Origin of the sequence: Streptomyces sp. AK02-01A (assembly GCF_033795305.1) — a bacterium.
GTDB lineage: Bacteria > Actinomycetota > Actinomycetes > Streptomycetales > Streptomycetaceae > Streptomyces.
Genome location: NZ_JARBAE010000031.1, coordinates 74,140 through 95,999, shown reverse-complemented (window position 1 = coordinate 95,999; position 21,860 = coordinate 74,140). Strand labels below are relative to the sequence as shown.

Annotated in this window: 17 protein-coding genes and 1 pseudogene; 7 read left to right on the top strand and 11 right to left on the bottom strand. The window is 68.4% G+C overall.

The window, feature by feature from the left end; genetic code table 11:
- Nucleotides 1-91: 91 nt before the first annotated feature.
- Both PV679_RS25340 and PV679_RS25335 read right to left on the bottom strand, forming a co-directional pair.
- Nucleotides 92-2,560, bottom strand: coding sequence for a CHAT domain-containing protein (locus PV679_RS25340; RefSeq protein ID WP_319682694.1), 2,469 nt, complete (start codon nt 2,558-2,560; stop codon nt 92-94).
- Nucleotides 2,557-3,609, bottom strand: a complete 1,053-nt coding sequence (locus PV679_RS25335; protein ID WP_319682693.1) for a tetratricopeptide repeat protein — start codon at nt 3,607-3,609, stop codon at nt 2,557-2,559. Before PV679_RS25335 ends, PV679_RS25340 begins: the two co-directional genes overlap by 4 nt.
- Before the next feature lie 143 nt (nt 3,610-3,752).
- Between PV679_RS25335 and PV679_RS25330 the strand changes: the two genes are divergently transcribed.
- Both PV679_RS25330 and PV679_RS25325 read left to right on the top strand, forming a co-directional pair.
- Nucleotides 3,753-4,130, top strand: coding sequence for a hypothetical protein (locus tag PV679_RS25330; protein ID WP_319682692.1), 378 nt, complete (start codon nt 3,753-3,755; stop codon nt 4,128-4,130).
- Nucleotides 4,130-4,960, top strand: a complete 831-nt coding sequence (locus PV679_RS25325; protein WP_319682691.1) for a hypothetical protein — start codon at nt 4,130-4,132, stop codon at nt 4,958-4,960. Before PV679_RS25330 ends, PV679_RS25325 begins: the two co-directional genes overlap by 1 nt.
- A 193-nt stretch (nt 4,961-5,153) precedes the next feature.
- Here PV679_RS25325 and PV679_RS25320 read toward each other — a convergent pair whose 3' ends face one another.
- A complete protein-coding gene (locus PV679_RS25320; protein ID WP_319682690.1) occupies nt 5,154-5,855 on the bottom strand; it encodes a TetR/AcrR family transcriptional regulator in 702 nt (233 codons plus the stop codon).
- Between the two features lie 116 nt (nt 5,856-5,971).
- Here PV679_RS25320 and PV679_RS25315 point away from each other — a divergent pair, with 116 nt between their 5' ends.
- Nucleotides 5,972-6,886: an SDR family oxidoreductase gene (locus PV679_RS25315; protein WP_319682689.1), complete on the top strand. Its 915-nt coding sequence runs from the start codon at nt 5,972-5,974 to the stop codon at nt 6,884-6,886.
- A gap of 402 nt (nt 6,887-7,288) precedes the next feature.
- Here the strand turns inward: PV679_RS25315 and PV679_RS25310 are convergent, their stop codons facing one another.
- The gene (locus PV679_RS25310; protein WP_319682688.1) at nt 7,289-7,987 is read right to left on the bottom strand and encodes a DUF402 domain-containing protein; all 699 of its coding nucleotides are present in this window, start codon (nt 7,985-7,987) and stop codon (nt 7,289-7,291) included.
- A gap of 434 nt (nt 7,988-8,421) precedes the next feature.
- On the opposite strand from PV679_RS25310, the gene PV679_RS25305 reads away from it, so the two are divergent.
- From PV679_RS25305 to PV679_RS25295, 3 genes are all read left to right on the top strand, one after another.
- The gene (locus PV679_RS25305; RefSeq protein ID WP_319682687.1) at nt 8,422-9,612 is read left to right on the top strand and encodes an NAD(P)/FAD-dependent oxidoreductase; all 1,191 of its coding nucleotides are present in this window, start codon (nt 8,422-8,424) and stop codon (nt 9,610-9,612) included.
- 294 nt (nt 9,613-9,906) lie between these two features.
- Nucleotides 9,907-10,803, top strand: a complete 897-nt coding sequence (locus PV679_RS25300; RefSeq protein ID WP_319682686.1) for an RNA polymerase sigma-70 factor — start codon at nt 9,907-9,909, stop codon at nt 10,801-10,803.
- An 84-nt stretch (nt 10,804-10,887) separates the two neighbouring features.
- The gene (locus PV679_RS25295; protein WP_319682685.1) at nt 10,888-11,106 is read left to right on the top strand and encodes a hypothetical protein; all 219 of its coding nucleotides are present in this window, start codon (nt 10,888-10,890) and stop codon (nt 11,104-11,106) included.
- 13 nt (nt 11,107-11,119) lie between these two features.
- On the opposite strand, the gene PV679_RS25290 is transcribed toward PV679_RS25295, so the two are convergent.
- The 5 genes and pseudogenes from PV679_RS25290 to PV679_RS25270 form a co-directional block, all read right to left on the bottom strand.
- Entirely contained in the window at nt 11,120-11,851 is a 732-nt protein-coding gene (locus PV679_RS25290; RefSeq protein WP_319682684.1) for an ABC transporter ATP-binding protein, read from the bottom strand.
- 46 nt (nt 11,852-11,897) lie between these two features.
- Complete coding sequence (locus tag PV679_RS25285) at nt 11,898-14,006, bottom strand: hypothetical protein (RefSeq protein ID WP_319682683.1); 2,109 nt, start codon at nt 14,004-14,006, stop codon at nt 11,898-11,900.
- A gap of 147 nt (nt 14,007-14,153) precedes the next feature.
- A complete protein-coding gene (locus PV679_RS25280) occupies nt 14,154-14,447 on the bottom strand; it encodes a lactococcin 972 family bacteriocin (protein WP_319682682.1) in 294 nt (97 codons plus the stop codon).
- Between the two features lie 567 nt (nt 14,448-15,014).
- Nucleotides 15,015-15,451 (bottom strand): annotated as a pseudogene (locus PV679_RS25275) (transposase); the annotation flags it as partial.
- Nucleotides 15,452-15,572: 121 nt separating this feature from the next.
- Nucleotides 15,573-16,043: a DUF4334 domain-containing protein gene (locus PV679_RS25270; protein WP_319682681.1), complete on the bottom strand. Its 471-nt coding sequence runs from the start codon at nt 16,041-16,043 to the stop codon at nt 15,573-15,575.
- Nucleotides 16,044-17,438: 1,395 nt separating this feature from the next.
- On the opposite strand from PV679_RS25270, the gene PV679_RS25265 reads away from it, so the two are divergent.
- Nucleotides 17,439-18,839: an MFS transporter gene (locus tag PV679_RS25265; RefSeq protein WP_319682680.1), complete on the top strand. Its 1,401-nt coding sequence runs from the start codon at nt 17,439-17,441 to the stop codon at nt 18,837-18,839.
- Between the two features lie 52 nt (nt 18,840-18,891).
- Here PV679_RS25265 and PV679_RS25260 read toward each other — a convergent pair whose 3' ends face one another.
- Nucleotides 18,892-20,784, bottom strand: coding sequence for a helix-turn-helix domain-containing protein (locus PV679_RS25260; RefSeq protein ID WP_319682679.1), 1,893 nt, complete (start codon nt 20,782-20,784; stop codon nt 18,892-18,894).
- A gap of 90 nt (nt 20,785-20,874) precedes the next feature.
- The gene (locus tag PV679_RS25255; RefSeq protein WP_319682678.1) at nt 20,875-21,759 is read right to left on the bottom strand and encodes a 3-hydroxybutyrate dehydrogenase; all 885 of its coding nucleotides are present in this window, start codon (nt 21,757-21,759) and stop codon (nt 20,875-20,877) included.
- Nucleotides 21,760-21,860 lie beyond the last annotated feature (101 nt).

Here is a 21,860-nt window from a genome sequence, read left to right as displayed (position 1 = left end):
TACGCGAACGATCCTCCGCCTTGCGATCGCACGCACCAGACGCCGCGAGCCCCGCCCCAGGGGGCGGACGGCGCTACTTTCGAAACACGCCCTAGACGCCGATGTGCAGGTAGGGCACCCAGGCCATTGGATCGTCCTGGTGTTGATCACGCAGGCGACGAGTGGTGTGGTGGACGGCGCCGGCGGCGTTCCGTGGGTTCTCGCAGACCGAGACAGCGACCACGGGGGCCGTGCGGTCGCTCACGGACCAGAGGGTGGCGACGACCTGGCGGTATCCGATCACGTGAAAGGCGGCGCCGAGGTGGACCGCTTCGTCAGGCAGCACGAGGCCACCGAGAGCGGTTTCGCAGGCCAACAGCACCGCGAGCCTGGCCGGTTCGAGATCGAGGGTGATGAGATCGGTGAGGCGCAGCGGAGCATCGTACAGATAGAGGGCGCTGCTGCTCGGGTCGGAGAGGTCCTGCCCTCCATGGCAGGCGAAGTGGATGTACGGGTGGGTGGGCATGGCCCGGATGACCGACGACCGGGTGGCTTCCGCACCGATGAGTGTGGTGCACGGACCGGTGAAGTGGGTCTTGAGCAGGTCGGCCTCGGCAGCCGCGGTGGGCAGCGCGCTCGTGGCGGCGGCGTAGGGCAATGCGGTGGGGACGGCGGTGATCAGCAGCCCTTCGGCACCGGGCGTCGCCGGGTCGGGGCGCATGGCGTGGATCAGAGCGCGCAGGTTCGGCGTATACGACGACATGACCCGGTCCAGTACGGCGTCTCCGCACCGGTCGTCGTCGGGGTCGTGGTAGCCGGCGGCGTGCAGCGGAAGGTACGTGAGCGGCCCGGTCGCCGACCACCAGATCCGCGGCCAGTCGCCTTCGGGCGAGGACGGTGAGGACGTGTGCCCCAGTGCGTCGAGCACCTCGCCCGCGCAGACCTCCCACATCCACTCCAGGCATGCGAAGATCGCCTGTCGTGCGGCCCCGTGGCCGTCGTGGGTCAGACGCTCGACCGCCGCCAGGCACTGGGTCGCCCGCTGTGCCGCGTCCTCGTAGGTCAGTGCGGGCAAGGGAATCACCTGGACTCCGTCGACACCGACCACGAGGGCGTCGCATCGAAACCGGCTGACGTTCACGATCACCACGGGGCCGCTTGCCGCTGCCTGTGAAAGTTGCGCGAACGGCGTCGGGAGAAGGAAATGAGCGAATCCTTCGAGGGCGCGGACATGGGCGAGGAGGCCGTCCCATTCGTCGGCCACCTGCCGGCGGTCGTCGGGGTCCTCGCTCGGCTTGTCGAGACGGGCCGCCAGCCGGCCGAGCCGGGTGGCGATGTCGGGATGGGCTTCGCGCAGTGCGGTGAGATCGGTTCGAGTGTCCAGCAGTTGTCCCCAGAGAACCGAACGCCCCTGTTCCAGCAGTTCCACCGCGCGTTCGGGCTCGCCGGCCGCGATGGCGGACGCGGCAGCCTCCGGGCCGAGGCCGGCGGACTGCTGGAGCAGGCCCTCGCGGGTGGGCCGGTCGAGGCCGCGCCAGGCCAGCAAGGGCAGTAGTCCGACCGCGGTCGCGTAGTCCTCCAGCGCCTCGGCCGTCCGGCCGTGCTCACTTTGGGTCGTCGCGGCGAGTGCGGCGGCCATAAAACGCATTCGGGCTTGGCCGGGTGTCGCGGCGGCCGTCCGCCACGTCGCTATCGCCTCGTCGAGATCCTGCGCGGAGCCGGTGGACCGGGCCCTGGTGCTGAGGCAGATTCCCAGGCCGGTGAGGGAGTCCGCCGTGCGGTTGGCCGCCTGTCCTCGCGTGACCAGCCGATAGGAGTCGATCGCCCGGTCGAGGTCGGCCGGGTCACCGCGAGCCTTGAAGCGATCACGCCATGCCTCAGCCAGTTTGTCGAGGACTGCGACATGGTCGGCCATGTCGGGGGACAACGGCTCGATCGCCTGCTGGAGAAGGGCGATCGCGACGTCGAGGTCGTCAAGGTCGCCATGGATTCGATAGCGGCTCAGCCGCGCGCCACCGAGGTTGGCCAGCGCCGCATGCCGGTACCTGGCCTTGGGCGGAGCGAAGTCGACCGCGCGTTCGCCCGCGTCGACGGCCTCGTCGAGGTCGGTGGGGTCCGACGTGTGCCGGTACCGGTCGTGCAGCAGCGTGCACAGATTGCTGAGCAGCATGGCGTCATGAGGCTGGGCAACCAGTGCCTCCTTGATCGAGTCGACCGCGCGCATCAGGTCGGCGGGCTCGGTGAGAAAGCCGTACCGCGCGGCCAACGCATCGGCGAGGTTGACCAGAGCGGTCTTGCGGGCCACATCACCCCGGGGCAGCGCGTGCGTCAGATCGGTCAGCAGAGCGATCGCTTCGTTGAGCGCGGCGAGGTCCGTGGTCGTCTTGAAGATGACCGTCTGAACGGTGGCCAGGGACAATCGACACCACACACCGTCCGGATGCTCCAGCGGCGTTACGGCGAGTGCCTGACGCAGAGGCGAGAGTGCGCGGGCGAAATCGCCCGGATCGCCTGTGCTGAGCGCCTTTTCGTACTCGTGCTCGGCGCGGCTGAGCCGCATCGCCTGATCGCGCCCAGTCACCTGCGTTTCCACACTCCCTTGCGCCGACCGTGCTGCTGTGGCAGCTTCGCCAGTTCCTCGCGGGCCGCCTGCAGATAGGCGTACGCCCGTTGTTGGAGTCCCTCGTCGTGTGACGTGACGGCCACTTCGAAGAACTCGGCCGCCGCCTCCAGGTCCGTACGGTCGCCGGTCCGCTGGAAGCGAACCCAGTGGAAGTAGGCGAGGTCACCGAGGAATCCCGGCCGCTCCCTCCGATGTGGTCCGAGAGCGTCGCCCGCCTGCCGGAGAGTGGCGATCGCCAGGTCGAGATCCTGGCGGCGACCGGAGTGGTTGAACCGCGTCCCCAGAGCGATGCCGAGGTTGTTCTGCCGAACGGCCAGGTCGACATGGTCCGGAGGTGTGTACGCGATTCCCTCACCCAGCAGCTCGATCGCCCGATCCAGATCGGTGGCGTCGCCGCCGCGGTCGAATCGCAGGCGCAGCGCGATGCCCAGATTGTTCGCCGACTCGGCCCGGTGAGCTCCCTGTGGCGGTAGCGCCGCGAACGACTCCTCGCCCGTACGAACGGCGTGATCGACAGCGGACGGATCGCCGGTCATCTCGTACACGGTGAGCCAGCCCGAGCAGGCGTTCGTCAGCATGCCGGCGCGATCGGGATGGTCAGAGGACGCGGCGGCCGCGGCGTCCAGGAAGAGGTTGATCGCCCCGGCCACCGACGGCACGTCGTTTTCCGCGACGCCGTGGTTCATCAGGTTGAGCGCCTTGCCCGCGAGCTGCTCCGGCTTGCGGTACGGCGGCAACTCCGCGATCAGTTCGACGGTCAGCAGCAGCGGTATGGGGAGGGTCTGCGGCGCGGAGCGGTGGACCGGGGCCAGCAGCCTGGCTGTCTCGGGAAGGACGGGCAGCTCTGCGCCTGGCCGCAGAATGCCGTTACGGCACAGGTGGATCAGCCCGAGGAGCTGCACCACATCCACGAACTCTGCCGACCCGGCCGGTGTCTGCGCGGCGAGCCAGTCGGCGAGTGCGTTCGCCTCACGATCGAATACGGCTTCGGCTTTCCCGCCCGCCATGTACCGATCGATCCGGTTGCGTAACTCTCTTTTCGCTACGTCCCGTTGGGCGGTCATCCGCTAAGTATTACCCACGCGGCGCAGTCCGATCGGGCAAAATGAGAGAACCAATCCGGCGTGGTGAAGCGGAGGTTCGGGGCCTGATGGAGGAGTCGGATCCAACCGAGGACGAGGCGTTCGCGGTGTGGTGCGCGCATCTGACCGCGATCCGCGAGGAAGCCGCGGAGGCCGGTGCTACCGCTCGGCTCGAACGGGATGTCGCCAGGGTCCGCGCCGGCGGCTCGGCGCTGACGGCATACCGGAAGTGGCGGAGCGCGGACGAACCCGGTACGTGGCGCTCATGGTCGGATCCTCCCGGAGCCGGCGTGGCCGGGCTTCCCGGCCCGTCCCCGGTCAAGCCGACCGGAGCTGGGGCGTACCGCTGTCCGGTGACCAGGTGCGACCGCCGTGCGGCCCGTGACGAGCAGGGTCATGTGCCCACCTGCGCCGCGTTCGACATCCCGATGACACCGGCCCGCTGATGATCGGGCTGCTCACCGAGGTGGGCAAACGCATCGCTACCCGATGGTTCACCGAAGTACTGCTCCCCGGCCTGCTCCTGGTAGCGGTCATCGGCTGCGCGGCAGCACTCGGCCATGGCCAAGCGCTCGACTCCGACGCCCTGGTCGCTGCCACCGAACGCGTGTGGGCCCGGCTGCGGGGTCACCCGGTCCGCTGGGCGGTGGAGCTGGCCCTCGCTGTCGCCGCAGCCGGGCTCATGGGTATCGCCGCCCGTGGCACCGGAGGGCTGGTTCAGCGCTTCTGGCTGCGCGAACGGCATCTCCTGCCTCAGCCGGCGCGGTTCACTTCGCGCCGGTGGTCCAGGCACCACCGGGCGTTGACCGCGGCAAGCCGCCACGGCGTCGAACCCGTGCGGGCGTACCTGCCGCAGCGGCCGACCTGGATGAGCGACCGCCTTCGCCTGATCGAGGCCAGGATCCATGGTCAGTACTGGTTCAGCGCGACACTCGCCTGGCCCCGGATCTGGCTGCTTGTCTCAGAGGAAGTGCATGCCCCTGTCCGCCAAGCTCGCGCCCGCTTCGACGAGGCATGCGTCCTCGCGGGCTGGTCGATTCCCTATCTCCTGGTCGGTCTGTACTGGTGGCCCGCGTGCCTCATCGGCTTGACCACCACCTTGGTCGCCTGGCGCCGAGCCCGGCTCGCCCTCGACGAGTTCGCGACCCTGGTCGAGTCCACGATCGACATTCACTGGCGAACACTGGTCACGGCGCTGGGCGTCACGATCTCCGGCGACGCGGTTACCGCGGAGGAAGCAGCGCTGATCGAGGATCGACTGCACAAGGGTGCGTGACCACCACCGGAGAACGTCCGTGCTCAGTGCTCGGACGTCCGGTGAGGACAGGAGCGGGCAGGTGCGGTGTGCGTACCGCGGGCACCGGCACGCGGCGATGCCGGCTGCCGCAGCGAGATCGATCCGCATCAGGACGTGTTGGTGGCGCACGTGTTGGCGCCGCGCCGCCACCGGCGCGGTCACTCGGGAAGCGTCACTCCCACCCGGCCAGCAGGCCCGCGAGCAGTACCTCCAGGAACTGGCGGAGCGACTCCGTGAAGTCCAATCGCATCGCGGCCAGCTCCGGATGGGCCTCGTAGGCGGCGAGCATGGCGGCCGAAGGATGCGCGTGCGCCCATAGCGCGCCGGTCGTCATGATGGCGGCGGCGGCGAAACGCGGTGCGTTGGCCGCGCCGAGTTCGGGCAGCCGCCCGCCGATCATGTCGGCGAGCGCCTCGACGTCGCTGATGGCGGCGCGTTTGTACTCGGCTGCCACCTGAGCGGAGACATTGCGTTCGAGCACCGCGGCCTGGGCGCTCAGCAGATCGCACAGGACGGGGCGTGCCGCCAGGGTCGTCGCGGCCGTGGCGGCCACGGCCCGGCTGCGGCCGACCAGTTCCGCATCCGGATTCACCGTACGGCCGAGCGCAGGGTCCAGGTGTTCCAGCCACTCCTGCGACGCGGTGTGGAGCAGCTCCAGCAGCACGGCCTCGCGGGACTCGAAGTAGCGCAGCACGTTGGATTTCGCGAGCCCCACGCGACGGCTCAGTTCGTTCAGACTCACCTCGGCCACCGGCATCTCCGTCAGCATTGCCGCGGCGGTCTCCAGAATGAGTCGCCGGCGCTGGGCGCGTTGCTCCTGGCTGCGCGCGCGCTGAAAGCCCTGAGGCGGCGTCGGTGCTGAGGTCGGGACCACGCCGTCATCGTACAGACCTCCGGTCCATTGCTATCAGACCGCCAGTCTGTTAATTTCTCCACAACAGACCGGCGGTCCGCTATGGCGTCGGTCGAGCGAGAGCGCCGAGGAGTCCCATGTATGCAGTTCCCGACCAGACCGGAAGGACCGTGGTCGTCACCGGTGCCAACAGCGGCACGGGCAAAGAGGCCGTCCGCCGGCTCGCCGCTGCCGGAGCACGCGTCATCATGGCCGTACGCACCCCGGTCAGAGGTGAGCACGCCCGCGACGAGATCCTGGCGCAGAACCCGCAGGCCCGCCTGGAGGTGCGCCGGATCGACCTCGCCGACCTGGCCTCGGTGCGAGAGTTCGCCGACGGCGTCCTCGCCGACGGCCCGCTGGACCTGCTGGTCAACAACGCCGGTGTGATGGCACCCCCGACCCGCATGACCACAGCCGACGGCTTCGAGCTCCAATTCGGCAGCAACTTCCTGGGCCCGTTCGCCCTCACCCTGCATCTGCTTCCCGGCCTGCTGGCCGCCCCGGCGCCGCGAGTGGCGACCATGAGCAGCGGCACCGCTTCGTACGGCCGGATCCACTTCGACGACCTCCAATGGAAACAGCGGCGCTACAGCGCCAACCGTTCCTACGCGCAGTCGAAGCTCGCCGACCTCATATTCGCCCGCCACTTGGCCGACATCGCCCGGGAACGCGGCTGGCACCTGCTGAGCGCGGCGGCACATCCCGGCTACACCCACACCAATCTCCAAAGCGCGGGAGCGAGCCTGGGCCGCGACAAGCCCAAACGCTCGCTGCTCAACGGCCTGCCCATCCTGCCGTCCCAGCAGGTCGAACAGGGCGTCGAACCGCTGCTGTACGCCGCGACCAGCCCCGACGCCGCCGCAGGTGCCTACTACGGCCCCGGCGGCCGATTCGGCCTGGTCGGGCCGACCGCGACCGCCCGGATCCCACGCCGGGCGCTCGATGATGCGACAGCCGCACGCCTGTGGGCCCAGGCCGAACGCCTGACCGGTGTCGCCACCCCTCGATAAGGCGGCGGACCTCGCCCGACGGAGCCCACCGTGATGGCATACGAGGAGGCTTGATTCACACGGTCTGACACTGTTCGAGAGCGTCGGCACGGCGAAGGCAACGGTGTCGTACGGCATCCTCAAGCCCGGAGCGCTGTACACGTTCCGCACCTGCGCCTACGACGGCAGCCTCTACGACGCCGGTGCCGATCTCGTCCCGCGTCCAGCCCGTGACGTCCAGACCCTGTCTGACACATCCCGCCTGGCCCACGACGCCCGGCACGCCCGCTCGCGGCGTTGTCGGAGTCAGCCACGTACGTCCCGTACGAGCCTGCTCCTCCGCCTCGCGATCGCCCGCACCGGACCCGGGGGCCGCGGCCCCCGGGCGGACGGCGGGATGTGCCAGAACGGGCCTAGGAGGGCCTAGGAGCAGTCCGTCCGGCGGGCGTCGGTCAGTTCGACGCAGGTCTGTCCGGGCTCCGGCAAACGCGGCGCGGGCCAGGCCGGCTCCCACCGCCAGGCCGCCCACCGTTCCGCCGCCGCGAACGGGCCGGAGCGGTCGGCGAGCATGCCGAGCACCTGGGCACGGGCGTCTTCCACGGCCTGGTGCTCGGTATCGCTGATGATGCCGAGCCGCCTCACGTGGGCGTACTCGTCTTCGTCCTTCCACGTCCAGCGGCTCAAGTCGGGATCGACGACCAGGTCCACCGCCAGGTCGAAGGTGTCGAACCCCTCCCGGGTGCGGAAGGTGGGGTGCTCGAAGTTCACGTACCAGTTCCGCAGCCGCCGGCCGTCGCCGTCAGGGATGTAGAAGGCGTTGATGCTGAACCATCCGGCCGGTGGCTTCCACAGCAGCAGCTCGGTTTCCTGCCAGACGCTGTCCGCGAGGCTCCACTCGCCCGTCGCCATGGCGTCGAACGCCTCGGTACGCACCGCCCGGTCGCCGTCGGTGCGGGCCTTGTCGTAGAGGGAGGGCCAGCGGACCTCGGCACCGGGAGCGCAGGCGGTCACCAGCGCCGCGCTGGTGTCGTCGACGACCCGCAGCGCGTGTTCAGTCCACACCCGCCCGGAGCGGTGCACATCGCGCCGTACGACCGTCTGGCCTGCCTCGAAGCTGCGCATCGGCCTCTCCTTCGCACTGGCCCGGCCGGGAGGTCCAGCCGGCGTAGGCACTACCCCAGCGCACTCGGGTGGGATGGGCAATCCGCCGTTCGAGGACGGTCTGCCCGAAGCCGCCTTGGGCTCGGCCGGGCCGGCTACCGGCGGCATCGGAAGAGGCCACGGTTCTTCTTCGTCCGCGCTTCGAGCGCCTCCCGCGTAGCACCCAGGCCCTTCGTCCGTGGTCTGTTGATGTCCCGGGCCGGGTGACAACACACCTCAGAGCGTGAACAACAAGGGGTGCCGGGTCCGAGGGCCCGAGGGCCGATTGCGAAACCAGGACAAAAGGTAAGGAGGACATCTGCCGTGCCGGGTGTGCGCCACGTCACTCGCGTGGGGCTGTCACAAAGCGCGCGCGGGCGGTGTCTAGAGGCCGAGGCCAAAACAGAGGAGACATGATGAGCGAGAACGTCCAGGTGGTCGTGGTCGGTGGCGGCTACGCCGGTGTCATGGCGGCCAACCGCCTCGCGCGGCGCGACGGCGTGTCCGTGAGCATGGTCAACCCGCGGCCGGAGTTCGTGTCGAGGATCCGCCTGCACCAGCTCGTGGCCGGCTCCCATGACGCGGTCGCGGACTACGGAGAGGTCTTGGGCGGGGACGTCCGGCTGGTGGTCGACGCCGCGACCCGGATCGATGCCGCCGAGCGCCGGGTCACGCTGAAGAGCGGCGACACGGTCGGCTACGACTATCTGATCTACGCCGTGGGCAGCGGCGTCACCGGTCCGAGCGTGCCCGGAGCGGCGGAGTTCGCTTACTCGGTGGGGGACTTGGAGGAGGCTGGACGGCTGCGGTCGGCGCTGTCCGACGCGCCCACGGTGACCGTGGTCGGTGCCGGTCCGACCGGCATCGAGACCGCCGCCGAGCTGGCGGAAGCGGGCCACGAAACGACCTTGGTCTGCGGAACCGTGCTCGGCCCCTACCTGCATCCCCGAGGCCGCCGCGCGGTCGCCGAACGGCTCGCCGAACTGGGGGTGACCGTGCTCGAAGGCCCCGGCGCGCGGGCGACGGAGGTGACGCGCGACACCGTACGGCTCGCTGACGGCAGCGAGCTGCCGAGCGCGGTGACCGTGTGGACCGTGGGCTTCGGCGTGCCGGACCTGGCCGCCCGCAGCGGGCTGCGCACGGACTCCGACGGCCGTCTGCTCACCGACGCGACGCTGACCAGCGTGGACGACATACGCATTGTCGCCGCCGGGGACGCGGCGGCGATCTCGGACCGGCCCTTCCGCATGAGCTGCCAGGCCGCCGTGCAACTGGGCTCGGGAGCCGCGACCACGGTGCTGCGCCGGATCGAGGGCAAGACACCCGCTCCCGTTCGGCTGCTCTTCGCCGGGCAGTGCATCAGCCTCGGCCGGCAGACGGGCGTCATCCAGTTCGCCCACCTGAACGACACCGTGCGCGGGCTCCACATCGACGGACGGCTGGGTGGCCGGATCAAGGAGTTTGTCTGCGATGCCACCTTCAAGCAGTTGACGAGCGGGGCGCGCAAGGCCGGTTCGCGCAGCTCGCGAGGCGACGGCGCCGAACGCCGGGAAACGCTGGGGGCCGAGCACGGCACGACGCCGTCCAGCACCCGACGTACGGCCTGAGGGCTGTCCCGTAATCCCTGGCGGGCGACGACAACTCCGGCGCCTCGCCGCGTTGTCGGAACGCCCCCACACGCCCAGCACGGTACCGCCCGCGCGCCACGGTCCGGTGGCGCGCGGCTTGCCGCTTCGTCGGCTCGCGGGCCCCGGCCGTGCGCCGGGCGGCGCCCCCACTCGCTCACCGCGCATGGTCTGGTCACCGGGTTCGACGTCCGCCGGCGCCGTCGGCGCCGCTCTGATTACGTGTTCGACGGCGCCCGGCCTCTGCGGCCGCCCAGGAAAGAGGCAAACCCAGCCATGAACGACCATGTCACCGACCCGGCGACCGAGACCTTCCTCGTCCACAGGAACCTTCTCTTCACCGTCGCCTACGAGATGCTCGGATCGGCCGCGGACGCGGAGGACGTCCTCCAGGAGACCTGGCTGCGATGGGTCAGGACCGACCTCACGCAGGTGCGGGACCAGCGCGCCTACCTGGTACGAATCACGACCCGGCAAGCACTCAACCGGCTACGCACCCTCAAACGTCGCAAGGAGGCGTACGTGGGCCCCTGGCTGCCCGAGCCGCTCCTCACCGCGCCGGACGTGGCCGAGGACGTCGAACTCTCCGAAAACCTGTCGCTGGCACTCATGTTGGTCCTCGAAACCCTCTCTCCGACCGAACGCGCCGTCTTCGTCCTGCGCGAAGTCTTCGACGTGGGCTACGACGAGATCGCGGCCGCCGTCGGCAAGAGCGCAGCCGCCGTACGCCAGATCGCCCATCGCGCCCGCCTGCACGTCGACGCCCGCCGCCCACGCACCACCGTCTCCCCCGCCGAGAATCGAGCGGTACTGGACTCCTTCCAGCGCGCACTCCAGACCGGCGACCTCACACCACTGCTCGATGTACTCGCCCCGGACGTTGTCCTCGTCAGCGACGGCGGCGGCCTCAAACAGGCGGCACTGCGACCGGTCCACGGCGCCGACAAGGTGATCCGCTTCATCGTCGGCAGCGCCGCCAAGACCAATGCCACCCTCACCGGTGAACCCACGACGGTCAACGGCAATCCAGCACTCATCCTGCGCCTCGACGGCGAGATCGACGGCGTGCTGGCGTTCCGCACGGAGGACGCCCGCGTCACGGGCCTCTACTACGTCCGCAACCCCGAGAAACTCACCCGCGTCGAGTCCGAAACCCCGCTCACCCTACGGTGACCACCGCACCCGCCGGCGGCCGGCCAAGCAGTGTGACACCGGCCGGGCGGGAGCCGGCTCCCGCCCGGCGGGCAGGGAAGACGGATGGTTGCTGATTCCGCCGCATGCCAGGACACACCGTCCCAAGGAGCGGTGCTGGCCCAGCCCACACGTCCACACCAGAGTTCGCATGCACTTCGCACCACTTCCGCTGCCGTCCTCGGCCTGACCGCGCTCTCCCTACCCAACTACTCCAACCGGCCCGGCTGTCCGCCGCAGCAGACCAAGCTCCTCGTCTGCCTCAAGGTCGTCGTGGTTTCGTAGACGGATCGTTGCCTCATGAGGGCAGGGTGGCTTCGTTCACTTTCAGCGACGGCGTTTGTCGGCATCCCTCCGCCGCGGGGGCTTCCGCCGGGACCCCAGCACCGGGGAGAACCCGTCCCAGGGTGAGGACAGCCTCGCATCGGTCGCGGACATAGTCGTTGTGCGTCGCGATGACGACGGCGCATCCCGCGTCACTCATCTCGCGAAGTATGTCGACCACCATGGTGGTGTTGGCGTGGTCTAGGGCGCCGGTGGGCTCGTCGGCCAGCACGAGGGCCGGCCGCTTGACTATGAGCCGGGCGAGGGCCACCCGCTGCTGCTCTCCACCGCTCAGTTTATGGACCTTCTCTTTCTCTCGCCCTGCGAGACCGACGCGGTCGAGGGCTTCGGCGACGGCGATGCGCGGGTTGCGCCACAGCAACTGCCGCGGTCTGACGGCGACCTCCACATTGGCGGCGACGGTAGCGTTGTCGATCAGGGCGTAGTTCTGGAAGAGATAACCGAGAACGTCGCGGCGGAAGTGTCTGACTCCGCGCTTGTCGAATCGGGTGATGTCTTTGCCTTCATGGCGGATCGCCCCGGCACTTGGCGTGTCGAGGAGACCGAGACAGTTGAGAAGGGTGGACTTTCCCGATCCGCTGGGGCCGACGACTGCGACCAGCTCGCGGCGGCTGACGGAGAAGGTGACATCGGACCATACGGTCCGGGGGCCATAGGACTTCGACAGACTGTCAATATCGATCACTACGGTGCTCCTGCTGAAGTAGAGGTACGGGCGCGGGCGGCGGTGCTCACGCTTCAGTCGCCCCCTCCTTGACAATGCGGCGGTGGAAGACCGCCAGTGCCAGGAGCACCGCACCGAGTTCGATGACGATCAGTCCGGCGGTGAGGACCAGGTCCAGCGTGGTGATCTGGACCGCGTTGCGAGGGGCTGGGATACCGCGTTCGGCATACCACTTCAGTTCCTGGTTCTGCTGCCACGCGTTGAACGGGAGCCAGGCCACAAGGAGGGCTGCGAGAAGTGCCTCACCGGCGAGCACAGAGCGATGGGTGGCCGCGAATCTCCAGCCGCTGATGTGCTTGACGAAAATCGCCTGCGCGTTCTTGCGCGAGTAGACGATACAGACGCCGACACCGGAGATAAGGAGCACGGCCACGGCCACGGCGAGGTTGAACAGCCGCATCCGGAAGTCGTTGACGGAACTCCGCAACTCCAGGGCCGCGTTCTGCCCGACCGGACGCAAGGCTCTCACATAGGTTTGCAGCTTGTTCGCCGCGATGCCGCCCAGGACATCGTCAGGGTCAGGGAAGACCACTCCCCCCTGGGTGGCGAACGCGGTGTAGGTGTTGTCCGCCAGGTAAGTCGAGCCGTTCGGAACGACGACAAGAACAGGATCACGGACCAGTGACCGGTCCTCGCCCGGATTGGAGCCAGAACCGGCGCTCTCGCTTCCGCTGTTGTAGCCAAAGACACGCTGCGCGCTCTTCGACCAGAGCGTTTTGACCTCGCCCGGGTGGATACGCTTCGGGTCGCGCGGGCTCAGCAGGCCGGGAATCTCTGCGGCAATGGCCGACGCGTGGCGGGCCAGGGAGTCGGGGACGATGAGCCGCACCGGGCCCGCACCCGGAGCCTTGCCCTCTCGCGGTGCACGGGTGTACCGGCGTCCCTCGGGGTCGAGGATCGGCTGCTCGCCGAGGAAGGTGTCATTGACGATGAGCATTTCGCGCTGCGGCAAGTCCGAGGACGGCTTGAGGTTCTGGAGCTTCCGGCGCCCGGCGACGATGATCTGACCCTCTGCGTCGGCCTTGCGGAGCCACTGCCCTACCCGGACCTCCATCTCCGCGGACTCGCGGCCCAGGCTGCCGTTGAGGAGGATGGCAGTGGCATCGCCTGCCTGGGCGTAGGCATCCCGGCTGTTCTGGCGGGCCAGCACGTCCTGGCCGGCCAGGACGACGGTCGTTATGATGCCGAGGGTTAACAGCAGGGCGGGAGCCCGCACCAGATAGGCGCAGAAAGCCGCCGACCGGGCAGGCAGTTCGCCCTTGAGGGCCCGCGGCACGTCAACCTTTAAGGCCAGTGCGAGAACGGCCGCGTGGGCGGCCAACACCAGCAGAATGAGCAGGCCGGCCATCCCCGCGGCCACGACGGCGTAGAGGCCCAACCACGCCAGGCCGTTGTACAAGCCGAGGAAGATCAATGCTGCCGCAGTCACCACACCGGCCGCGATCACCCAGAACAGCCCCAGTTGCCGCAGGTCCCGGCGAAGGATCTGCGCGAATGATGCTCCCTGGAGCCGCAGGACCCCGTACGCCTTCGCGCCCAGAAGCACGCTGGCGCCAGTCAGTGTGACGGCGGCGAGAGCCACGACGAGAAAGGCCCACAACAAAGCGCTGTCCGAATAGACCGAGGTCAGTTCGAGGACGGAGAGGGGATGGCTCACCTGTCCATGCAGGCCGAGACCGGCGAACGTGGCCAGCAGCGCGTCGTCGGCCCGGGACGGCCCGAATACATAATAGAAGCCACGGGGGTCCCGCTGTCCGATCTCGCCGAACGGATGGACGTCTGTGTGGTAGTCCCGGCCGAACGTCGGGTATCCCTTCGTCAGCCACGACGCGGTGTCAGACCCCGGGTCGCCAGCGACAAGATAGAGATGTCTACGCCGGTCCGGATCCCTGAGATCGGGCAGCTCACGTGCCACCGTGACCCCGTGCTCGGCTGCGAACGACTCGATCGCCCGCGCGACCTGCTCGCCGCTCGCCGAGTTGCGGGACTCGGACACCCAGACCACAGCGGAGTGGCCCAGAACCCAGTCCTCATCAAGCCCTCGGACCAACAGAAATGCCAGCATCGCGGAGAACGCGAGCACGGCGGCGTGGACGAACTTAATACCTCGGTGCATTCCGTCACCTAAATCAGGACGCTCGGGGGCACATCTCGAAGGACTGCGTCGAATATCGTAAGAACTGTTGGGGAGCGGTCTTCTCCGCTCCCCAACAGTCAGAAAGGGGCGCCTGGAAACCCAGAGCCGCGAAGACGTCTCGTCAACTCAGCAGGAATTCCGCCAGTACGCCTGGTTACCGGACAGCTTCGCGGGGGCACCGGCGTTGGCCCAAGTGCCTGCCGCTGTGTCACCACTCGTGTAGTAATTCTTCCCTTGTACGGAAGAACCGTGGCACTTGCTTCCGTGGTAATAGTCCGACCACGTCCAGGTAGCGTCCGCACCGTAGTCCCAGGTGCCACCCCCGGCACCGACCACGGTGGCCAGCGCCGGTGCAGCCGTGCCGACGACAAGGGCACCGGCCGCAATCGCCAGCTTCATTCCGTGCTTGATACGCACCATTGACTCCCTCTCTCATAGATGGACATGCCCGAGAGCTCGCCACTGGGTGTGCATATGACGGGCCGCCATTCCCTACGTCCAGCGGCTCCTCATCCAAGTGGCGCATCCGATCAGAGCACTCGTCAGACCCTCACGGGCCTTGTACAGCAACCACGGTGCACAGCCGACCTTGCACAAACCTTGAACGCGCCTTGAATCTGCTGGTAGAGCTCTTTTCGGAGGGGTTGGCGTGCCGGCCTGCCGGAGAGGGTGGCCAAGGACGTCGGTTCTTTTGGTGAGCGGTGCGTCCTGGCCCCAGACCCGGTACCGGCTCCACCGCGCGAACCGTCGGTAGACCGTCGCCAGGCTGGGCCGAACACCGTCGGAGACTGTTGCCGCGTACAGCCCGAGGCAGCAACGACGATGGTCGCGGCCGATGCCTCACGGTCACCCGCCCGAGGCTGGCCCCTTGTGGAAGCTTCACCTCTGTAAACGGCACCACCCGCCGAAAGAGCGCCCACAACTCATCCGGCGCCAGTCGCTAAACCGGATCCGTCATGCGCCGCTCAAAGACACCCCGCAATGAAGGCGGAGCTTTTTGGGTTCCCAGCGGCGGGTCTTGCCGGTCAGGGCGAGCATGGGCATCCAGGCGAGGAGGTCGAGTGCGAGGGAGACGATCTCCAGCCAGATCCGGTTCTGTGCCGTGTCGTGCGGGGGCAGGTTACGCAGACCGGTGTCGCGGGCGCCTCGGATGCGTCCTCGCAACGTGCACGTCCGCGGTGACGCAGTTCGAGGTCGGCGAGCTGGCCGCCTTTGGCGTTGGTCGCGAAGCAGGTCAGCCGCAGCCCGTCGAGGTCGGTGAAGCGCAACTGGGCGCCGGGGTGTGGCCGTTCCTTGCGCCCGACCAGCCGCATCCCCTTCGGCCATCTGCTCAGATCGGGCATGTCGGTGATCTCGGCGCCCCAGGCGCCGGGCTGCTCGGTGCCGCCCGCGTCGCAGGCCGGCGTCCACGCCTGCTTCGGCATCTTCAGGACGGCCTGGTGGACCTAGACAAGTCTCATCGTTGCAGGTCAGGAGCACTCTCCGCTTATTTGATCAAGACCTGGACGAGCATGCCCATGAAAGCGCGAGGTTAGCGGCAGGAGCCTATGACGCTTCACGCTCAAGCCAAAAATAGTATGGGTCCTCAACTCCCAATGTCGATTCCAGCTTTCCTTCCATGACGGCCATGAGAAAACTATCGTCGACCCTTGCAAAAGGGTCAACCCATGGCATGCGGTCATAGACCAGAGCCGCCGTGACCTTATCGCGGAATTCTATCGACCACATGGAGGCTTCGCCGTTCCCGCTGGGTTCAGTGTTCGAGTAGATTTCGCCGTCGTCTTTTCGGCATAGGAGCGGCTTGACATCGAGCGGGCCGTTGAATTCCTTGCCGTACCAGTTCATTTCTTCAAGCGCACTGTTCACAGCGTGCCCCGTGGCAAATACTCCGCCTCGCCACCTCCCGAGGAGCTCCTGAGGTGTCACAGGGGCCAGATGAGGCCACAGTTTGTTGAGCTGATCAGACGAAACATGATCGCTTGACCGAAGTTCATCAAATACGCGTTTAGCCTCCATGCTGAGAATCTTACATCGCAGCTGCAGTTCCGGCTATGGCTACCTGCGAGTGTGGGACCGGCTCAAGACACTCGTTATCCCCAGTGCCGAACCGCCGATATGCGGAGGGTGGCGGGCGGGCATTTTTTTTGAGCGACACCCGAGCCCCATCTTTTGATGACTGCCACCAGATGGCGTTACGGTGAAAAAGATCAATTCGGCAGGACTGCTCCTCAATATTTGCCTGGATCGCCGTGACCCCCTCGGGCCAGGCCCCTCCCAGTGGAGGAGAAAACCCCAAACGGCGGCATAATTCCCGCGAGTCCAGTCTTATAGACGCGGTCTCCCGTGTGCTGTGCCGAAAATCGAAGGTCGCTCCTGCGACGCGAACGCACCGCGGATGTTGACCTTCAGATGGCATCTACCAGACCTCTACAAGGTGCCTCAGCATATTTTTCTTTCGAAGCGCCGAGCTGCCCTGAGCCAAAGAAAAGAAGCCGTATCTCTATCGATCACGAGGTCGGATCCTCCGACGACAACTGCCGCAGTGAACGCGTTTTACCGGGGCAGCAGGCGTCGCGTGGGCCGACAGCAGCTCGCACCCCCGATGCGACGGACAGCAGAAGGCGGGGCCAGTACCCAGCCAGAGGGAGCACTAACGCGACCGGAACGCGCGGACAGCCGAGTGGGCGGGCGGAGCCCAGGCGCCATGACAGCACGGAGAGCGGCACGGCAGGCGCCCTGGGCGCGGACAAGTAGTGGTGCCGACGAGCGCGCCGTAGGCCGAGACAGCCCGGCACACCAGCAAGGGAGCAGCGGCAACGACAGGCCGACTACCGCAAAAACAGCTGACACACCAACGGCCGACTGAGCATCGCAGCACAGCTCTGGCACCGGCGGCCGGTCGGTCGCGCACCGAGCGGAAGAACAGGCACCCGTACCCGCCACGCCGCCGCGGGCCATCCGCGCCGCACGGGCTCCGCAGCTACCTGGGCAGCCTCACCGGATGGCACGGGTGGAGCCGGCAGCCCTGCCCCGACGGGTCGTCATCCGGCGGAGCGATCAAACTCGCCGGATCTCGCCCGCCTCCAACCGCATCACACCCAAAGGCGACACGGACCCGCCACCGCGTTGTCCGGTCTGCCCCGGATGTCGAAGTTCAACGCGGCGTAGTCAGCACCGAACCAGCACGGGAGTCAGCACCGCCCCGTCAAATCGGCCCGAACAGCGCATCCTCGACACCGCCCGCTCCGCTGCCGGTCGAGCCCACGCGCGGGCCGCTGAGCGCTGACATGGGTCGCACGCGCACACCCCGGGCCTGAACTATGGTGTCCCACCACATGGGCCCTTGACCTGCGCATTCCTACGGTGTGGCGACACAACAACCGTCCCCGGACCCGCTCGGAAGTGATGACCATGGCTGCCTCGGCATCCGCTCCCCCAACGCCCAGCTCACTCAAGCGCATCGTCGCCGCGAGCCTCATCGGCACGACCATCGAGTGGTACGACTTCTTCCTGTACGGATCGGCCGCCGCGCTGGTGTTCAACAAGCTGTTCTTTCCCGACTCCGATCCGCTCGTCGGGACGCTTCTCTCGTTCCTCACCTATGCCGTGGGCTTTGCGGCGCGGCCGATCGGGGCGCTGGTCTTCGGGCACTACGGCGACCGGATCGGGCGCAAGAAGCTGCTGGTCCTGAGCCTGTTGATGATGGGCGGGGCGACGTTCGCCATCGGGCTGATGCCCACGCACGCCACCATCGGTTCGGCCGCTCCCGTGCTGTTGACCGTACTGCGGCTGATCCAGGGCTTCGCGCTCGGTGGCGAGTGGGGCGGGGCCGTGCTGCTGGTGTCGGAGCACGGGGACGCGGAACGGCGAGGGTTCTGGGCGTCATGGCCGCAGACCGGCGCGCCCGCCGGTCAGTTGCTCGCGACCGGCGTGCTCTCGGCGCTCACCGCGCTGCTCTCCGACGCGTCCTTCGCGTCATGGGGCTGGCGCATCCCGTTCCTGCTCTCCGGTGTGCTGGTCGTCGTCGGTTTGTGGATTCGTCTCTCAGTCGATGAATCCCCGGTCTTCAAGGCCGCGTTGGCGCAGGCCCAGGAGCGGAAGGCGGTCGCCGACGCCGAGGTCGAGAAGATGCCTCTCGTCGCCGTCCTGCGTCATCACTGGCGGGACGTGCTGGTGGCGATGGGAGCGCGGATGGCGGAGAACATCAGCTACTACGTGATCACCGCCTTCATTCTGGTGTACGCCACGACCTCGGCGGGGCTGAGCAAGCAGACCGCGCTCAATGCCGTACTCATCGGTTCCGCCGTGCACTTCGCGGTGATCCCTGCCTGGGGCGCGCTGTCGGACCGGATCGGCCGGAGGCCCGTGTATCTGATCGGCGCCGTCGGTGTCGGAGCCTGGATGTTCCCGTTCTTCGCGCTGATCGACAGCGCGAGCTTCGGCAATCTGCTGCTGGCCGTCACGGTCGGACTGGTGCTGCACGGCGCGATGTACGCGCCGCAGGCGGCCTTCTTCTCCGAGATGTTCGCGACCCGGATGCGCTACTCGGGCGCGTCGATCGGTGCGCAGTTCGCCTCGGTGGCGGCCGGTGCTCCGGCGCCGCTGATCGCGACGGCGCTGCTCGCCGACTACGACAGCTCGACGCCGATCTCGCTGTATGTCATCGCCGCCGCGCTGATCACCGTGGTGGCGATCGTGTGTGCGCGCGAGACCCGGCACCGCGATCTGGCGGATGTCGACGCGGACCCGGCGCCGGACAAGGTGCCCTCGCCCCGGCGGGCCGACACCTCCGCCCGCACACCGAGTCGCTGACAGGGCTGACGGAGGGACGGTGCCCGTCGCCGTCGTACGGTGAACGCCGCGTTCACCGTACGACGGCGACGGACATGGTGTGCAGACGCAGCGCGAGCTGGATCTCCAGGGACCGCGCCGGTGACTGCCAGTCAGGTCCGAGCAGCCGGCCGATGCGTTCGAGGCGCTGGGCGACGGTGTTCACATGGACGTGCAGGTCGTCCTTCGTACGGGCCGGGCTCATCCCGGACGCGAAGTAGGCACCGAGGGTGCGCACCAGATCCGTGCCGCGCCGCAGGTCGTAGTCGACGACTTCGCCGATCGTACGGTGGACGAAGCCCTCGATGTCGCGGGTGTCGGCGAGGAGCAGTCCGAGGAAGCCGAGGTCCTGGGCGGCCGCGCCGTCGCCCGTGCGGCCGAGGAGCCGCAGCGCGTCGAGGCAGCGGCGGGCCTCCGCGTACGCCTCCGCTATCGCGCCCGGACGCTCGGCCGGTGCTTCGACGGCCGTGGAGGCGCCGATGGTGACCGGTTCGCGCAAGGCGCTGCCGAGCTGCCGTGCCGTACGGCGGGCGAGGTCGGCCGCCGTGTCCTCGCGGGCGAGCGGCAGCAGCAGGACCGTGCCTCCGTGGCGGGTGGCGGCGAGTCCGTGGCCGGTGGCCGCGAGATGGGACGCCGCGGACCAGAGGCGGCGCCGGTCGGCGGTCTCGCGTGCGGTGGTGTCGGGCGCGGGTCCGTCGATCCGGGCGGCCAGCACCACATGCGGAGCGTCAAGGTCCGCGTGAAGCCTGACGGCCCGTTCGCGCAGCAGCCGCGGATCGCGGTCGGGCGCGTCGAGGAGGTCGTCGAGCAGCTCGCCCCGGACCCGCTGCTCGGCCTCTCCCGCGGAGCGACGGGCGAGCAGCAGCAGCGAGGTGACCATGGCGGCCCGCTCCAGGGTGCGCTGATCCACGGGGTCGAGGCCGGGATGGCCGCGCAGGACGAGCGCGCCGAGCAGTTCACCGCCGGCCGAGACGGCGGCGCCCCAGACATCTCCGTGGCGCTTGGCGTGGCCTTCGGTGCCGGTCAGCTCAAGCGCGGTCACGGAGGCCGAATCCGGGCCGGCGAACTCCACCGTGCCGTCCAGGACTTCGGACAGGGCGCTCGCGACATCGTGGACGCCGCCGCCGCGCAGCACGAGTTCGGTCAGGCGGTCGTGCACGTCCGAGGCGCGCTCGATGACCGCGCTGTGGTCTTTGATGATCTCGTTGGCCTTCTCCAGCTCCGCGAGCGCCGAGCGGGTCTCTCCCAGCAGATTCGCGGTGTCGATGGCGACCGCGGCATGCGCCGCGAACGAGCCGAGCAGCGCGGTCTGTTCCCGTTCGAAGACCCGGGCATGGCGGTCGGCGGCGAAGAGCACACCGATGACCTGGCTGCCGAGCATCAGAGGCACGCCCAGGATGGCGACCAGTCCCTCGTCGCGCACGCCGGAGTCGATGCTCCTGGTGTGCTGGAAGCGCGGGTCGTCGAAATAGCTGTCGGTCACATAGGGACGGGCCGTCTGGGCGACGAGCCCGCCGAGTCCCTCTCCCATGCCGAGCCGTAGCTGCTGGAAGCGCGCCGAGACGGATCCCTCGGTGACACGCATATAGGTGTCACCGGCGGCCGGGTCGTTGAGGCACAGATAGGCGACCTCCGTACCGAGCAGCGAACGCGCGCGCTGCACGATCGCCCGGAGTACGGCGTCGAGGTCGCGCAGCCCGGCCAGGTCGTGGGCGGTCTCGAAGAGCGCCGACAGCTCGGCCTCACGGCGGCGTCGCTCCTCCAACTCGGCCCGTACCCGCAGAGCGACCCGCTTGGCGTGCTCCAGGGCGGCGAGCGTCTCCGGCCCCGCGCCGTCCGCTCGGGCCAGCAGCGCGGGCCGGTCGTATGCCTCCGCCGCGGCGCCGCGCGCGAGGAGTTCCAGGTAGGAAGCCTGATCGTGGGACATGGACACAGGATTACCTGTCGTACGGCCGGCCGCGCCAGCCCTGTGGACAACGGAAACGATGCGGATGGCGCGAGATCGACGGGACAGTCCCTAATGCGCGGTCCAGCCGCCGTCGAGCGTCAGCGAGGTGCCCGTGATGAAGGACGCCTGCGGGGTGCAGAGATAGGCCACCGCCTCCGCGACCTCGTCCGGTTCCAGCAGACGCTTGAGCGCGGAGTCCTGGAGCAGGACTTCGGCCAGTACCCGTTCCTCCGGGATGTGGTGTGCCTCGGCCTGATCGGCGATCTGCTTCTCGACCAGTGGCGTACGCACATAGCCGGGGTTGACGCAGTTCGAGGTGACGCCGTGCGTGGCGCCTTCGAGGGCCGCGGTTTTGGAGAGCCCTTCGAGACCATGTTTGGCGGCCACATAGGCCGACTTGTAAGGAGAGGCGCGCAGCCCGTGCACGGAGGAGATATTGATGATCCGGCCCCAGCCTTCGGCGTACATGTGCGGCAGCGCGCCTCTGATGAGCCGGAACGGCGCTTCGAGCATGACCGTCAGGACGGTGTGGAAGACGTCCGGCGGGAATTCCTCGATGGGCCGGACCAGTTGCAGGCCCGCGTTGTTGACCAGGACGTCCGTGCCCGCGGCGGCCTGTTCCGCCGCGTCGAGAGCGGTCAGATCGAGTACGCGCGGTTCGACGGTGCCCGGCAGCCCGACAGCGTCCTCGGCCAGTGCGTCGAGCCCTTCGCCGTCCCGGTCCAGGGCTCTGACCGTGGCCCCGGCCGCCGCGAGCCGCAAGGCGCAGGCGCGGCCGATTCCGCTTGCCGCGCCGGTGACCAGTGCCGTACGGCCCCGCAGGTCGAGTGCGACCGGCGCGACACCGGCGGCGGTAGCACCGGGAGCGAGAGCGCCGGCGGCTGGAGCAGCGGTGTCGGCGGTGCGGGACTCGGGCGTGCCAGGTACGGGACCTGGTGTGGTGGGGGCGGTCATGTTCCGCACCCTAAGCAGCGCCATGCCCTCAACCGATATGGTCAGCGCCCACACTTCCCGTCCAGGTGGTGGGTTCGAACCATGTGGGTGTATCGATGAGC

Coding starts and splice junctions, on each gene's coding strand:
- PV679_RS25335 (WP_319682693.1), bottom strand. CDS start 3,609: ATGGCGGGCGGGAAAGCCGAAGCCGTATTCGATCGTGAGGCGAACGCA.
- PV679_RS25330 (WP_319682692.1), top strand. CDS start 3,753: ATGGAGGAGTCGGATCCAACCGAGGACGAGGCGTTCGCGGTGTGGTGC.
- PV679_RS25325 (WP_319682691.1), top strand. CDS start 4,130: ATGATCGGGCTGCTCACCGAGGTGGGCAAACGCATCGCTACCCGATGG.
- PV679_RS25315 (WP_319682689.1), top strand. CDS start 5,972: ATGTATGCAGTTCCCGACCAGACCGGAAGGACCGTGGTCGTCACCGGT.
- PV679_RS25310 (WP_319682688.1), bottom strand. CDS start 7,987: ATGCGCAGCTTCGAGGCAGGCCAGACGGTCGTACGGCGCGATGTGCAC.
- PV679_RS25305 (WP_319682687.1), top strand. CDS start 8,422: ATGAGCGAGAACGTCCAGGTGGTCGTGGTCGGTGGCGGCTACGCCGGT.
- PV679_RS25300 (WP_319682686.1), top strand. CDS start 9,907: ATGAACGACCATGTCACCGACCCGGCGACCGAGACCTTCCTCGTCCAC.
- PV679_RS25295 (WP_319682685.1), top strand. CDS start 10,888: ATGGTTGCTGATTCCGCCGCATGCCAGGACACACCGTCCCAAGGAGCG.
- PV679_RS25285 (WP_319682683.1), bottom strand. CDS start 14,006: ATGCACCGAGGTATTAAGTTCGTCCACGCCGCCGTGCTCGCGTTCTCC.
- PV679_RS25280 (WP_319682682.1), bottom strand. CDS start 14,447: ATGGTGCGTATCAAGCACGGAATGAAGCTGGCGATTGCGGCCGGTGCC.
- PV679_RS25270 (WP_319682681.1), bottom strand. CDS start 16,043: ATGGAGGCTAAACGCGTATTTGATGAACTTCGGTCAAGCGATCATGTT.
- PV679_RS25265 (WP_319682680.1), top strand. CDS start 17,439: ATGGCTGCCTCGGCATCCGCTCCCCCAACGCCCAGCTCACTCAAGCGC.
- PV679_RS25260 (WP_319682679.1), bottom strand. CDS start 20,784: ATGTCCCACGATCAGGCTTCCTACCTGGAACTCCTCGCGCGCGGCGCC.
- PV679_RS25255 (WP_319682678.1), bottom strand. CDS start 21,759: ATGACCGCCCCCACCACACCAGGTCCCGTACCTGGCACGCCCGAGTCC.